Source organism: Dactylosporangium sp. NPDC005555, from assembly GCF_040605635.1.
Lineage (GTDB): Bacteria > Actinomycetota > Actinomycetes > Mycobacteriales > Micromonosporaceae > Dactylosporangium.
This window is the reverse complement of record NZ_JBEXDG010000051.1, coordinates 69,180-81,646: the sequence shown is the minus strand read 5'-3', so window position 1 is coordinate 81,646 and position 12,467 is coordinate 69,180. Positions and strand designations below refer to the sequence as shown.

Sequence of the window (12,467 nt, the reverse complement as noted above, 5' to 3'; positions counted from 1 at the left end):
ATGGCTCCACGTCCATCTCCAGCACCGTCCGCTATGTGTGCAAAGTCCGTGTCGCGCCGCTACGTGCGATCGAACTTGGTGAGATCACCTCACTGGACCTGAGGGGTCGAGCAGTTCAAGCATCTGTGACCGATGATGCGAAAGCCGAGAAATGAAGTTCTTCCGTCGCCTCCCGGTAAGTCCCGATGCCTCCACGAGCAAGTCCCGTAGCAGGGTCTTCGGGTCCGCAAGCCTTTCTGCCTGCTTCCATGTCGGGATGTCCAGAGGCATCTTCCCGTTGGGATTTCCGGCCGCGGATCGAATGAGAGTCTCGTCCAGCACCAGCCATGCTTCTGTCATTCGAACCGGAATTGCTCCCGCCCATGACGTTCCGGGCATGACTTGGTCGATCGCGTCGGAAATCTCATTGAATCTCGGTCCCCTGCCTGCCCCGTCGGCATCCCTGTGCACGACAACGAGATCGTAGGGCGCGCCGAGCTTCTTGATGGACATGAGCTTGCCGGCAACAGTACGGTCAGGCGACGGAAGCGTTTCCATCACCGGAGCGGTAATGAGAACCGAGTGTCCGCACTGCTCTGCGATCCGCGAAATGTGGGGAAGTATGCCTCTGTCACTCGGTCCTGCGCACAGGAACAGCACTCGAAACATTATGCGGCGTCCACGTCAAGTGTCAGCTGTGCGCCGGGGGGTGCCGTCAGGTACGGAAGGATATCGGCCATGGTGACGGCCTCGCGGGAAATCTTGTTTCCCGTACGCCAGGTGTTTACCAGGGGTCGCAGCATCATGGATCTCGACATCGTGCCATCCGGCGACGGCTTCCGTACCGAACTGGCGAACAACAGATCATTTGGGTTGACCAGCTGCACCACTGCTGGTGAATGAGTATTGATGATGACCTGACGGAATGGATTATCGGTGCCGGGGGTGTCGAACACGTCCACTGCCAGATCTTGAACCAGGCTTACCATCGACGGCAGATTTGCTGGGTGGATGCCGTTCTCGGGCTCCTCCGTACAGAAAAGTCCAGTCATGGCCGAGTCTTCCAGCAGAACGCAAAGTGCCAAGAAGCGGAGACTGCCTTCAGACAAACTGCGAGCGGGTAGCCGCAGCCCAGAGGCTTCCGTAAGATAGACAGTCAGCAGTTCTCGAACATCGTCCGAGACTACTTCAATCCTGCCGACCGAAACTCCTGTCAGCTCGGCCAGCCGATTGGAGACGCGAGAGTACACCCGAATCGGGTCGCCGTGACCTTCCACGGCGGCGATACGGTAGAGCGTTCCAGCCAGGTGCCGCCCGTCAGTGTCCATCAGTCGCGGATCGACGTATCGATCGGACGTCCGCAATGCCGACGGCTCAAGAGCAAGTCTGCGCCAGCTCTGCATCTCCCTCTTGGCGGCCAAGATGGTCTGGTCGTCGGTGCCGGTAACAGTGCTGACGACCGTTGCCGGAGCGCGAGATGCCGCAGCTGGTCGGGGCATGCCGCGGCTTCCACCGTCCTGATGGATGCTGATGACCGGTTCGCCGCTATCCGTGGAGGTGGAGATGAATGCCACTCCGCTGCGCCGGCCGCGCACCACTTGCGATCGAAAGTTCTTGACATGATGCGGGAAGCGCATATGATTTGCGGCTTCACCTTGATTGATGTGTGTCAGCGACTCTCGCAACAGCCGAAGGCGGCCGATCTTTTCGACACCCGATGGTGGGGAATAGCCGATCTCCACCACATACCGCAGGAAGGTGATTGTTGGATTAGCAACTCGTCCGAAGTCATCCTCGATATCCCAGGGAACGATCATTTCCGCAGCAAACGACATGCGCCGCTCAGTCGCTTCGTAGCCGTTCCAGAACAGGTCGCGGGGATCGCCGATACGCTCGCCATGAACGCCGCGAACATGCTGCGCCGCATCCATCATTGGCATCCCAGCGAGGAGGCTGAGAAACTGGACGGCGTCGAACACGTTGGACTTTCCTGCACCGTTTTCACCCGCAATGCAGGTGAAAGCGCCAAATTCGACTTGCAGGTCCAACAGGTTCTTGAAGCCATCCACCTCCAGACGGGTGAGCATGCCGCCTCCAAACGCTTCGTTGTCACACCGACTGGATGACCTTAGTGGAGCCGCTGACGCGGCAGTGCAGACGCCACCGAAACGCGCCGACCGTCGTACCCACCGTGATCCACTGGTACGGGGAGGTGCTGCCCGCACCCGGCGCACGGGAGGCAGCACGCCCGCACCGAGCCGTCTCACGCCAGGCACCACTCGCCCGTGCGCCTCGGTGTGCCGTGGGCGGCCTGGCGGAGGTCGACGTCGTGGATGAGATGTGCAGGCGGCGAACCAGTACGGGGATCGTGGTGCCCTGGATGAGCAGGGTGCCGAGGGCGACCAGCAGGGCGATGGTCTGGATCTCGTCGCGGCGCCGGATGGTGGGGATATCGCGCATGCCGGTCCAGCCGACGATCACGACGTCGAATACGGCGGATTCGCCAAGCACGTTGCGATGGCCGAGACCGTGATTTCGCCGAAGATGACCACGAGTAGCCGTACGCCGTCTACGGAGATTGAAGTCTGACACATCACGCTTGACGGAGTGAGTGCTCACTCCGCAAACTCGGAGGATGACCGAACCGAAGAAGCGGGCATCGCCCATGAGTCCCGACGAGCGGCGCGCGATGATCGTCGCGGCCGCGTTGCCGCTGGTCGTCGAGCACGGCACCACCGTCACCACGGCCCAGGTCGCGCGCGCCGCGGGGATCGGCGAGGGCACCGTCTTCCGCGCGTTCGCGGACAAGGACGCGCTGCTCGCCGCGTGCATGGCCGAGGCGCTGCGCCGCGACGACACCCTCGCGCACGTGCGCGCGATCGACCTGGACCAGCCCCTCGCGGACCGGCTCGTCGAGGCGGTCGAGACGCTCCGCGCGTACATGACCCGGATGACCGCCGTGATGGGCGCGGTCCGCACGACCGCGCCGCGCCGTGACGCGCCCGACCCCGACCGGCGCCGGGACTCGATGACCGAGACGGTCGACGCGCTCGCCGGGCTGTTCGAGCCCGAGCAGGACCGGCTGCGCCGCGACCCCGAATACCTCGCCAGGGTCTTCCACCACCTCGTCATGGCCGGTGGGGAACCCGCCGACCTCGTCGACGTGTTCCTCAACGGCGCGGTAACCGGTGGACAAGCCGCACCTTCCGCGGCAAAGGTGCAGTATGGACATCCTTCGCCAGCATGAGATCGCCGAGGCCGGTCTCCGGATCCTCAACCCGTTCGACGACGACAAGCTGATGCTGCTCGGCGAGGTGTGCCGGCTCGGCCCGGGGCAGCGGCACCTCGACCTGGCGTGCGGCAAGGGCGAGATGCTGACCAGGTGGTCCGACATGTACGGCACCGTCGGCGAGGGCGTCGACATCAGCGAGGTGTTCCTCGCCGCCGCGCATGAACGGGCCCGCGCGCTCGGCGTCAGCGACCGGGTCACGTTCCGGCACGGCGACGCCGCCAAGGACGTCCCCGACGACGCGTCCTACGACATCGTGTCCTGCATCGGCGCGACCTGGATCGGCGGCGGGCTCGCCGGCACCGTCGAGCTGATGCGGCACGCCCTGCGCCCCGGCGGCCTGATTCTCATCGGCGAGCCGTACTGGACCGCGACCCCGCCGGACGGGATCCCGGCGAGGTTCGCCGAGTTCACGTCGCTCGTCGGCACCCTCGACCGGCTGGAGGCCGCCGGGCTGAGCCTCGTCGAGATGGTCCTCGCCGACCGCGGCTCCTGGGACCGGTACGCGGCGGCGCAATGGTGGACGGTCGACGAATGGCTGCGCGAGCACCCCGCACACCCCGACGCCGGCGGGATGCGCCGCTACCTCGACGAGTCGCGGCGGTCGCATCTGACGTACCAGCGAGAATTTCTCGGCTGGGGCGTCTTCGTGTGTCGAGACGGGCGACCCGGCTCCGAGGTATCAGGCGACAACACCTGACACCTGCAAGGGAGCACACGATGTCCGACTCATCGAACGACGAACTGCGGCGCCTCGGCCGGCTGGCCGGCACCTGGAAGGTCACCGGCGGCGCGACCGGCACCACCACCTACGAATGGCTCGACGGCGGATACTTCCTCATCCAGCGCGGCGTCCTGGACCACGACGGGCACCGCGTCTCGATGACCGAGATCATCGGCCGCGAGCACCTGTTCGGTGAGGAGCCCGGCGTCGAGATCAAGGCCCGCGCGTACGACGCGGACGGCAACACCCTCGACTACGTGTACGAGCTCGACGGCGACACGCTCACCATCTGGGGCGGGTTCAAGGGCTCACCCGGCTACTTCCGCGGCGAGTTCGACGGCCCCGCCGATCAGGTCGGCGACCGGCTCGTCGGAGACTGGGTGTACCCCGGTGGCGGCTACCACGCAGAGATGGAGCGGATCGCGTGAAATACCTGCTGCTCGCCTACACGAGCCTCACCGAATGGGACACCGTCGACGTCACGTCGGAGGAGTTCCAGGCGTCGTGCAGGTTCTACGAGGACCTGACGAAGGAGCTGACCGGCTCCGGTGAGCTGCTGAGCACGGAAGGCCTCGGCCACCCGGCCCTGTCCCACACCGTGCGCCGCGGCTCGCTGGTCACCCCGGAGGCGACCGTCGCGCAGCGGATCAGCCGCGCGAAGGCGAAGATCCGGGAATCGGGTGCGACGTTCCGCCTTCCCGACCACTTCGACGCCCGGCTGGATGTCGTCCTGGCGGTGCTGTACCTCACTTCACCGAGGGCTACGTCGGCACGTCCGGTGACACGCTCGACCGGGCGGAACTCGCCGCCGAGGCGATCCGCCTGACCCGGATGCTGCACGCCCGCCTGCCGTCGCGCGGTGACGCCGCCGGGCTGCTCGCCCTGATGCTGCTCACGCATGCCCGCCGCGCCGCCCGCACCGACGGCGGCGACCTCGTGCCGCTCGAGTCGCAGGATCGTTCGTTGTGGGACCGGCCCCTGGTCGAGGAGGGTAGCGAACTCGCCGCGGCGGCGTTGCGGGCCGGACCGCCGGGCTCGTATCAGCTGCAGGCGGCGATCGCCGCGGTCCACGCGACGGCGCCGACGGACCGGCGGCAGATTCTCGGCCTGTACCGGCTGCTGTCGCTCGTCGACGACAGCCCGGTCGTGACGCTGAACCGGGCGGTGGCCGAGGCGATGGTCCACGGGCCGGCGGCCGGGCTCGCCGTCCTGGACACCGTCGCGGATGACCCGCGGCTGGCGCGCAGCCACCGCCCGGCGGCCGTCCGCGCGCACCTACTGGCGATGTCCGGCTCCCCGTCGGCCGCCGGCTGGTACCGGACCGCCGCGCGGCTCACCACGAACCGGGTCGAGCAGCGGTACCTGCTGGCGCGTGCTTCCCGCCCGCTCCACCAGCAGGAACAGCGCGACGACGCTGATCAGCGCCCCGGCGACGCAGGTGAGGAAGGTGGCGGTCGCGTACCCGGCGAACGTCTGCCCCTGCGCCGTCCACCGCTCCCCGGCCAGGATCGTCGGCATGCTCAGGACCCCACCGGCGACCATCCCACCGGCCCCGAGCCAGGTCGCGACGAGCGGCACCGCGAACCGCCGGCGCGGCCCCCACCGGTGCACCATGACGAGCAGCCCGATCGCCGCGCACAGGAACTGCGCGGCCGTCACGGTGTCCTGCAGCCGCAGCCACGCGTCGCGTCCGCTGCCGCGTTGGAGCCCGGCGGTCCCGCCGACGACCCACGACAACCGCAGCAGCGCCAGGCCCGCCGCGATGACCGCCGCCACCCACGCGAGGGGCACCTGCCCCACGATCCCGCCGACCCCGGGCCTGCACCTGTCCCGCGCGTGCAGCACCAGCGCGGCGCCGAGGACGACGAAACTGCCGTACACGACGACGAACGTCCACGGCGCGAGCGCCGGATCGCCTTGCGGGGGCGGCGTCGGGTCCCACCACCCGGCGGCCTGCAGCGCCGCACCCGCCGGCATCAGCACCACGAACGGCGCGAGCAGCCCGGCCCCGACCCACATCGGCACCGCCACCAGCCACACCGGGACCCGCATCCCCCACGGCCGGATCGCGGCCAGCGCGATGCCGATCCCGACGACCGCGAGCCCACCCGTCACAAGATTGTCGAACGCCCACGCACCGCGGGTGACGTCCCCGAGGTCGTCGACGCCGAACGTGCCCCCGGCGACCCAGCTGCCTTTGAGCGCGACGTACACCGCCGCCGCCCCCACCGCCGTCCACCCCGCTACCGAGCGTCCCCGTCCCATACCGACAGCTCACCATCGGCCACTGTGACTTCCCTGAGCCGACCTGAGCCCCCTCTCAGCCGCACCGCATCGGGCGGTCGGCGTGTCGTGACGCCGCGCGGACGGGGCAAGATACGAGCCATGAGTGGACCTTTGCGGGGCGTGCGGGTGGTGGAGCTGGCCGGGATCGGGCCGGGGCCGTTCGCGGGGATGATGCTGGCGGACCTCGGCGCCGACGTGGTGCGGGTGGACCGGGTCGGGCCGGGGTCGCCGATCGCGCCGCCGGCCGCCACCGACCTGCTCAACCGGGGCAAGCGGTCCGTCGCCGTCGACCTGAAGGACCCGGCCGGCGTCACCACGGTCCTGAGGCTCGCGGAACGCGCGCACGTGCTGGTCGAAGGCTGGCGGCCCGGGGTCGCGGAGCGGCTCGGCGTCGGGCCCGAGCAGGTGCACGCCGTCAACCCGGCGCTCGTGTACGGCCGGATGACCGGCTGGGGCCAGGACGGGCCGAGGGCGAGCACCGCCGGGCACGACATCACGTATCTCGCACTGTCGGGGGCGCTGCACGCGGTCGGCCGGGCCGGCGGGCCGCCGCAGGTGCCGGTGAACCTGCTCGGCGACTTCGGCGCGGGCGCCATGTATCTCGTCGTCGGCGTCCTCGCCGCGCTGCGCGAGGCGGAGCGGACCGGGCAGGGTCAGGTCGTCGACGCGGCCATCGTCGACGGCGCCGCCCACATCACCACGATGCTGCACAGCATGCTCGCCGTCGGCCTGTGGCAGGACGAGCGCGGCGTCAACATGATCGACACCGGGGCGCCGTTCTACGACGTGTACGAGACCGCCGACGGCCGGCATGTCGCGGTCGGCGCGTTCGAGCCGCAGTTCTACGCGACCTTCGTCAGGACCCTGGGCCTGACCGACCTGCCGGACCAGCTCGACGTGAGCCGGTGGCCGGTCCTGCGGGAACGCTTCGCCGCGGCGTTCCTGACGAAGACCCGCGACGAGTGGTCCGCGCTGTTCCACGACGGCGACGGCTGCGTCACCCCCGTGCTGTCGCTGCACGAGGCACCGCAGGACCCGCACCTGCGGGCACGGGGCACGTTCGCCGACCACCTGGGCGTCGTGCAGCCGGTGCCGGCCCCGAGGTTCTCCACGACGCCGGCGACCCTGACCGGCCCGCCGCCCCTGCCGGGCCGGCACACCGCCGAGGTCCTCGCCGAGTGGGGCGTTCAGCCGGAGTAGAGGGAGGCGACGCCGGCGCCCCGGAGCAGGATGACAGCGGTCCGGCGGGACATGTGGACATTCTCGCAGGGCGATGCGAGGCGGCGGGGTACCGCGGCCGCCAGCAGCAAGTTACTCTCGGGTAGGTGAGCACTGAGGCTTTCGTTTACGACGCCGTCCGCACCCCGCGCGGCCGCGGCAAGCAGAACGGCTCCCTGCACGGGGTGAAGCCCGTGACGCTGGTCGTCGGGCTGATCGACGAGCTGCGCCGCCGCTATCCCGGGCTCGACCCGGCCGACATCGACGACGTGGTCCTGGGCGTCGTCTCCCCGATCGGCGACCAGGGCTCCGACATCGCCAAGACCGCCGCGATCGCCGCCGGGCTGCCGGACACGGTCGCCGGTGTGCAGCTCAACCGGTTCTGCGCGTCGGGGCTCGAAGCGGTCAACGTCGCCGCGCAGAAGGTCCGCGCCGGGTGGGAGGACCTCGTCCTCGCCGGGGGCGTCGAGTCGATGTCGCGGGTGCCGATGGGGTCCGACGGCGGCGCCTGGGCCATGGACCCGGAGACGAACTACGAGACGCGGTTCGTGCCGCAGGGCATCGGCGCCGACCTGATCGCGACGATCGAGGGCTTCAGCCGCGAAGACGTCGACACGTACGCGCTGGAGTCACAGACCCGGGCGGCGAAAGCGTGGGCGGGCGGCTACTTCAACCGGTCCGTCGTGCCGGTGCGGGACCGCAACGGCCTGGTCGTCCTCGACCGGGACGAGCACCTGCGGGCCTCCACCCTCGAAGGGCTCGGGACGCTGCCGGCGTCGTTCGCGACGATCGGTGAGATGGGCGGCTTCGACGCCGTCGCGCTGCAGCGGTACCACTGGGTCGAGCGGATCGAGCACGTGCACACCGCCGGCAACTCCTCCGGCATCGTCGACGGCGCGTCGCTCGTCATGGTCGGCAGCGAGGCGGCCGGCGTCAGAGCCGGGCTCACGCCGCGGGCCAGGATCGTCGCCGCCGCCGTGAGCGGCGCCGACCCGACGATCATGCTGACCGGGCCGGCGCCCGCGACCCGCAAGGCCCTCGCCAAGGCGGGCCTGACCGCGGGCGACATCGACCTGGTGGAGATGAACGAGGCGTTCGCCGCCGTCGTGCTCCGCTTCGCCAAGGACCTCGACTTCGACCTGGAGCAGGTCAACGTCAACGGTGGCGCCATCGCGATGGGTCACCCGCTCGGCGCGACCGGCGGCATGCTGCTGGGCACCCTCGTCGACGAGCTCGAACGCCGCGGCCTGCGGTACGGCCTGGCCACGCTGTGCATCGGCGGCGGTATGGGCATCGCCACCATCGTCGAGCGAATCTGAAGGGCGTGCAGACAATGACCGACACGATCCGCTGGGACCGTGGCGACGACGGCGTCGTGGTCCTCACCCTCGACGACCCGGCGCACTCCGCCAACACGATGAGCGAGGCCTTCACCGCCGACCTCACCACCACCGTGGACCGGCTCACCGCCGAGCGGGACGGGATCACCGGCGTCATCGTCACCTCGGCGAAGAAGACGTTCTTCGCCGGCGGCGACCTGCAACGGCTCGGCAGCCTCGGCCCCGAGCACGCCGCCGAGATCTACGCGTCCTCGATGCACCTCAAGGGGCTGCTGCGCCGCCTCGAAACGCTCGGCCGGCCGGTCGTCGCCGCGATCAACGGCTCCGCGCTCGGCGGCGGCCTGGAGATCGCGCTCGCCTGCCACCACCGCATCGTCGCCGACGACGCCCGCATCGAGATCGGCTTCCCCGAGGTGACGCTCGGGCTGCTGCCCGGCGCCGGCGGCGTCGTGCGGACCGTGCGGCTGCTCGGCATCGCGCAGGCGCTGCTCACCGTCCTGCTCCGCGGCCAGCGGCACCGCCCCGCGAAGGCCCTCGAAGCCGGCCTCGTCCACGAGGTCGCGCCCCGCGAGGAGCTCCTCGACCGGGCGAAGGCGTGGATCGCGGCCAACCCGGACGCCGTGCAGCCCTACGACGTGAAGGGCTACCGCATCCCCGGCGGCACCCCCGCGCAGGCGTCGTTCGCGGCGAACCTGCCCGCGTTCCCGGCCACGCTGCGCAAGGAGCTCAAGGGCGCCCCCTACCCGGCGCCGCGCAACATCCTCGCCGCCGCCGTCGAAGGCGCCCAGGTCGACCTCGCCACCGCGTTCACGATCGAGGCCCGGTACTTCACCGAACTCGCCACCGGGCAGATCGCCAAGAACATGATCAAGGCGTTCTTCTTCGACCTGCAGCGGGCGAACTCCCGCGGCACGTCAGCGAAGAAGTTCGAGAAGGTCGCCGTCCTCGGCGCCGGCATGATGGGCGCGGCCATCGCGTACGTGTGCGCGAAGGCCGGCATGCGGGTCCTGCTGAAGGACGTCACCGTCGAGGCCGCCGAACGCGGCAAGCAGTACTCGGCGAAGATCCTCGCGAAGAAGACGTTCCTGCCCGGCGAGGAGATCCTCGCCAGGATCACGCCGACCGCGGACCCCGCCGACCTGGCCGGCTGCGACCTCGTCATCGAGGCCGTGTTCGAGGACCCGGGCCTCAAGCACAAGGTGTTCGCCGAGGTCCAGGACGTCGTCGCGCCGGACGCGCTGCTGTGCTCCAACACCTCGACGCTGCCGATCTCGGCCCTCGCCGAGGGCGTCACCCGCCGGCAGGACTTCGTCGGCCTGCACTTCTTCTCACCCGTGGACAAGATGCCGCTCGTCGAGGTCATCAAGGGTGCCGAGACGTCCGACGCCGCCCTGGACCGCGCCCTGGGCGTCGTGCGGCAGCTGAAGAAGACGCCGATCGTCGTCAACGACAGCCGCGGGTTCTTCACCAGCCGGGTCATCGGCACGTTCACCGGCGAGGGGCTGCTCATGCTCGCCGAGGGCGTCGCCGCGCCGTCGATCGAGCAGGCGAGCCTGCAGGCCGGCTACCCGGCGGCGGTCCTCGCGCTGATGGACGAGCTCACGCTGACGCTGCCACGGAAGATCCGGCTCGCGTACGGCGACGCGTGGACCCCGACCCCGGCCGACGCGCTCATCGACCGGATGATCGACGAGTTCGGCCGGCCGGGGCGCTCCGGCGGCGCCGGCTTCTACGAGTACGCCGACGGCAAGCGGTCCCGGTTGTGGCCGGGCCTCAAGGAGCACTTCGCCAAGGCGGACGCGGACGTGCCGTTCGTGGACATGCAGGAGCGGATGCTCTTCGCCGAGGCCCTCGAGTCGGTGAAGTGCCTCGACGAGGGCGTCCTCACCAGCGTGGCGGACGCCAACGTCGGCTCGATCCTCGGCATCGGGTTCCCCGGCTGGACCGGCGGCGTCCTGCAGTACATCAACCAGTACGACGGCGGCCTGAACGGCTTCATCGCCCGCAGTCGCGAGCTCGCCGCCCGCTACGGCTCCCGTTTCGACCCGCCGGCGCTGCTGCTGCGCAAGGCCGAACAGGGAGAACAGTTCGTCTGAGGCGACTAGCCTTTGATGATGGGGACCGGGCACATCGACGTCGCCGGCGGGCAGCTCTACTACGAGGCCGCCGGCGACGGGCCCGCCGTGGTGCTGCTGCACGGCGGGCTGCTCGACTGCCGGATGTGGGACGACCAGTTCGAGGTCCTCGCCGCGCGGCACCGGGTGATCCGGGTCGATGCCCGCTCCCACGGCCGGTCCAGCACCGCCACCGGCGACTTCCGCCACGACGACGACCTCGAAGCCGTCCTCGGCACGCTCGGGATCGAGCGGGCCGCGCTCGTCGGGCTGTCACTGGGTGCCAGGGTCGCGTTCGACTTCGCCGTGTCCCGGCCGGAGCGGGTGTGGGCGCTGTGCGCGCTGTCGCCGGGGATCAGCGGGATGACGTTCACCGACCCGTACATCGCGGCCCGCAACGAGGAACAGGCGAACGCCGAGGACGACGCCACGTTCGTGGAGGCGTTCCTGCGGGCGTGGGTCGACGGGCCTCGGCGCGCCCCGCGGGACGTGCCGGCGTCGGTGCGGGTGCGGTGCGCGGACATGGCCGCCGGCAACCTGCGCCTGCACGCCGCCGGGCAGGGCCGGATGCTGGAACGCGACGCGATCGGGCGGCTCGCCGGGATCACCGCGCCGGCGCTGGTGATGGTGGGCGGGCACGACTCCGCCGACATCAAGGACGCCGCCGCGCGGGTGACGCGAGCGGCCCTGGTCGACGTCCCCGCCGCCGGGCACATGCTGAACCTGGAGCAGCCCGACGCCGTCCACCGCGCCCTGCTGCCGTTCCTTCAGGAGCAGTCCCCCTGATTTCAGGTAGCCGCATAGTCACTCCACGTTACGGTCTCCGATTGCGACCGGAGACGGACGGGGGAGACCGCGATGGCGGCGTTCGGCAGGCTGATCAGACGAAGACCGGTGCGGACGCTTGTGTTCCGTTTCCTGTACCGCCCCCGGCACGCCTGCTGACCAGCCCGCACCGGCGGGCGGTGGCGTCGCGGACGGTTTGCTGACAGATCATCCGCTGCCCGCCGCATTGGATACGCTCGTACGCATGACCGCTCCGACGCGGGTCGAGCCCGACCTCTCGTTTCTGCTCGACCACACCAGTCATGTCCTGCGGACGCAGATGGCCGCCGCGCTCGCCGAGATCGGGCTGACGCCGCGGATGCACTGCGTGCTCGTGCATGCCCTCGGCACGGAACGCACCCAGATCCAGCTCGCCGAGATCGGCGGCATGGACAAGACGACGATGGTGGTGACCGTCGACGCCCTGGAGAAGGCCGGCTACGCGGAGCGCCGCCCGTCGAGCACGGACCGGCGGGCCCGGATCATCGCGGTGACCCCTGCGGGTGCGCAGGTCGCGGCCCGCTCCCAGCAGATCGCCGACGCCGTGCACGCCGCGGCGCTGGACTCGTTGCCGGTCGACGAGCGGGACGTCCTCGTCAGGGCGCTGGGCCGGCTGACGGGCGGGCATCTCGCGACGCCGTCGGAGGCGTCCGGCGTCCGCCGCGCCCGCCAGTAGCCCGCCGGTTAGGTCA

13 protein-coding genes and 1 pseudogene are annotated in these 12,467 nt (G+C 70.0%); 10 read left to right on the top strand and 4 right to left on the bottom strand.

The window, feature by feature from the left end; translation table 11 throughout:
• Positions 1 to 84: 84 nt before the first annotated feature.
• Positions 85 to 537, bottom strand: coding sequence for a hypothetical protein (locus tag ABZS58_RS38720; protein WP_354788505.1), 453 nt, complete (start codon positions 535 to 537; stop codon positions 85 to 87).
• A gap of 110 nt (positions 538 to 647) precedes the next feature.
• Positions 648 to 2,066 carry an AAA family ATPase gene (locus ABZS58_RS38715; protein WP_354788503.1) on the bottom strand — a complete coding sequence of 473 codons (1,419 nt, stop codon included), beginning with the start codon at positions 2,064 to 2,066 and terminating at the stop codon, positions 648 to 650.
• Between the two features lie 253 nt (positions 2,067 to 2,319).
• On the opposite strand from ABZS58_RS38715, the gene ABZS58_RS38710 reads away from it, so the two are divergent.
• The 5 genes and pseudogenes from ABZS58_RS38710 to ABZS58_RS38690 all read left to right on the top strand — a co-directional run.
• The gene (locus ABZS58_RS38710; RefSeq protein ID WP_354788502.1) at positions 2,320 to 2,568 is read left to right on the top strand and encodes a hypothetical protein; all 249 of its coding nucleotides are present in this window, start codon (positions 2,320 to 2,322) and stop codon (positions 2,566 to 2,568) included.
• A gap of 46 nt (positions 2,569 to 2,614) precedes the next feature.
• On the top strand, positions 2,615 to 3,226 hold the full coding sequence (locus ABZS58_RS38705) for a TetR/AcrR family transcriptional regulator (RefSeq protein ID WP_354788501.1): 612 nt from the start codon (positions 2,615 to 2,617) through the stop codon (positions 3,224 to 3,226).
• Positions 3,204 to 3,968 carry a class I SAM-dependent methyltransferase gene (locus ABZS58_RS38700; protein ID WP_354788499.1) on the top strand — a complete coding sequence of 255 codons (765 nt, stop codon included), beginning with the start codon at positions 3,204 to 3,206 and terminating at the stop codon, positions 3,966 to 3,968. Before ABZS58_RS38705 ends, ABZS58_RS38700 begins: the two co-directional genes overlap by 23 nt.
• 20 nt (positions 3,969 to 3,988) lie before the next feature.
• Positions 3,989 to 4,420 carry a hypothetical protein gene (locus ABZS58_RS38695; protein ID WP_354788497.1) on the top strand — a complete coding sequence of 144 codons (432 nt, stop codon included), beginning with the start codon at positions 3,989 to 3,991 and terminating at the stop codon, positions 4,418 to 4,420.
• Positions 4,421 to 4,667: 247 nt separating this feature from the next.
• Positions 4,668 to 4,946: pseudogene (locus ABZS58_RS38690) on the top strand (DUF6596 domain-containing protein); the annotation flags it as partial.
• A gap of 86 nt (positions 4,947 to 5,032) precedes the next feature.
• Here ABZS58_RS38690 and ABZS58_RS38685 read toward each other — a convergent pair.
• Together ABZS58_RS38685 and ABZS58_RS38680 are read right to left on the bottom strand one after the other, a co-directional pair.
• Complete coding sequence (locus ABZS58_RS38685; protein WP_354788496.1) at positions 5,033 to 5,209, bottom strand: hypothetical protein; 177 nt, start codon at positions 5,207 to 5,209, stop codon at positions 5,033 to 5,035.
• A 58-nt stretch (positions 5,210 to 5,267) separates the two neighbouring features.
• Complete coding sequence (locus ABZS58_RS38680; RefSeq protein WP_354788494.1) at positions 5,268 to 6,257, bottom strand: hypothetical protein; 990 nt, start codon at positions 6,255 to 6,257, stop codon at positions 5,268 to 5,270.
• Positions 6,258 to 6,377: 120 nt separating this feature from the next.
• Between ABZS58_RS38680 and ABZS58_RS38675 the strand changes: the two genes are divergently transcribed.
• The 5 genes from ABZS58_RS38675 (at position 6,378) to ABZS58_RS38655 (ending at position 12,451) form a co-directional block, all read left to right on the top strand.
• Complete coding sequence (locus tag ABZS58_RS38675) at positions 6,378 to 7,478, top strand: CaiB/BaiF CoA-transferase family protein (RefSeq protein WP_354788492.1); 1,101 nt, start codon at positions 6,378 to 6,380, stop codon at positions 7,476 to 7,478.
• A 125-nt stretch (positions 7,479 to 7,603) separates the two neighbouring features.
• Complete coding sequence (locus ABZS58_RS38670) at positions 7,604 to 8,815, top strand: acetyl-CoA C-acetyltransferase (RefSeq protein WP_354788491.1); 1,212 nt, start codon at positions 7,604 to 7,606, stop codon at positions 8,813 to 8,815.
• 14 nt (positions 8,816 to 8,829) lie between these two features.
• Positions 8,830 to 10,932: a 3-hydroxyacyl-CoA dehydrogenase NAD-binding domain-containing protein gene (locus ABZS58_RS38665; RefSeq protein ID WP_354788490.1), complete on the top strand. Its 2,103-nt coding sequence runs from the start codon at positions 8,830 to 8,832 to the stop codon at positions 10,930 to 10,932.
• 18 nt (positions 10,933 to 10,950) lie between these two features.
• Positions 10,951 to 11,736, top strand: coding sequence for an alpha/beta fold hydrolase (locus ABZS58_RS38660; RefSeq protein WP_354788488.1), 786 nt, complete (start codon positions 10,951 to 10,953; stop codon positions 11,734 to 11,736).
• A gap of 244 nt (positions 11,737 to 11,980) precedes the next feature.
• Positions 11,981 to 12,451, top strand: a complete 471-nt coding sequence (locus tag ABZS58_RS38655; protein ID WP_354788486.1) for a MarR family transcriptional regulator — start codon at positions 11,981 to 11,983, stop codon at positions 12,449 to 12,451.
• Positions 12,452 to 12,467: the final 16 nt, after the last annotated feature.

What these genes read in the sequence shown, in the direction of transcription:
- ABZS58_RS38720 (WP_354788505.1), bottom strand. Translation starts at nt 537, where the DNA reads ATGGAAACGCTTCCGTCGCCTGACCGTACTGTTGCCGGCAAGCTCATG.
- ABZS58_RS38715 (WP_354788503.1), bottom strand. Translation starts at nt 2,066, where the DNA reads ATGCTCACCCGTCTGGAGGTGGATGGCTTCAAGAACCTGTTGGACCTG.
- ABZS58_RS38705 (WP_354788501.1), top strand. Translation starts at nt 2,615, where the DNA reads ATGACCGAACCGAAGAAGCGGGCATCGCCCATGAGTCCCGACGAGCGG.
- ABZS58_RS38700 (WP_354788499.1), top strand. Translation starts at nt 3,204, where the DNA reads ATGGACATCCTTCGCCAGCATGAGATCGCCGAGGCCGGTCTCCGGATC.
- ABZS58_RS38695 (WP_354788497.1), top strand. Translation starts at nt 3,989, where the DNA reads ATGTCCGACTCATCGAACGACGAACTGCGGCGCCTCGGCCGGCTGGCC.
- ABZS58_RS38680 (WP_354788494.1), bottom strand. Translation starts at nt 6,257, where the DNA reads ATGGGACGGGGACGCTCGGTAGCGGGGTGGACGGCGGTGGGGGCGGCG.
- ABZS58_RS38675 (WP_354788492.1), top strand. Translation starts at nt 6,378, where the DNA reads ATGAGTGGACCTTTGCGGGGCGTGCGGGTGGTGGAGCTGGCCGGGATC.
- ABZS58_RS38665 (WP_354788490.1), top strand. Translation starts at nt 8,830, where the DNA reads ATGACCGACACGATCCGCTGGGACCGTGGCGACGACGGCGTCGTGGTC.
- ABZS58_RS38660 (WP_354788488.1), top strand. Translation starts at nt 10,951, where the DNA reads ATGGGGACCGGGCACATCGACGTCGCCGGCGGGCAGCTCTACTACGAG.
- ABZS58_RS38655 (WP_354788486.1), top strand. Translation starts at nt 11,981, where the DNA reads ATGACCGCTCCGACGCGGGTCGAGCCCGACCTCTCGTTTCTGCTCGAC.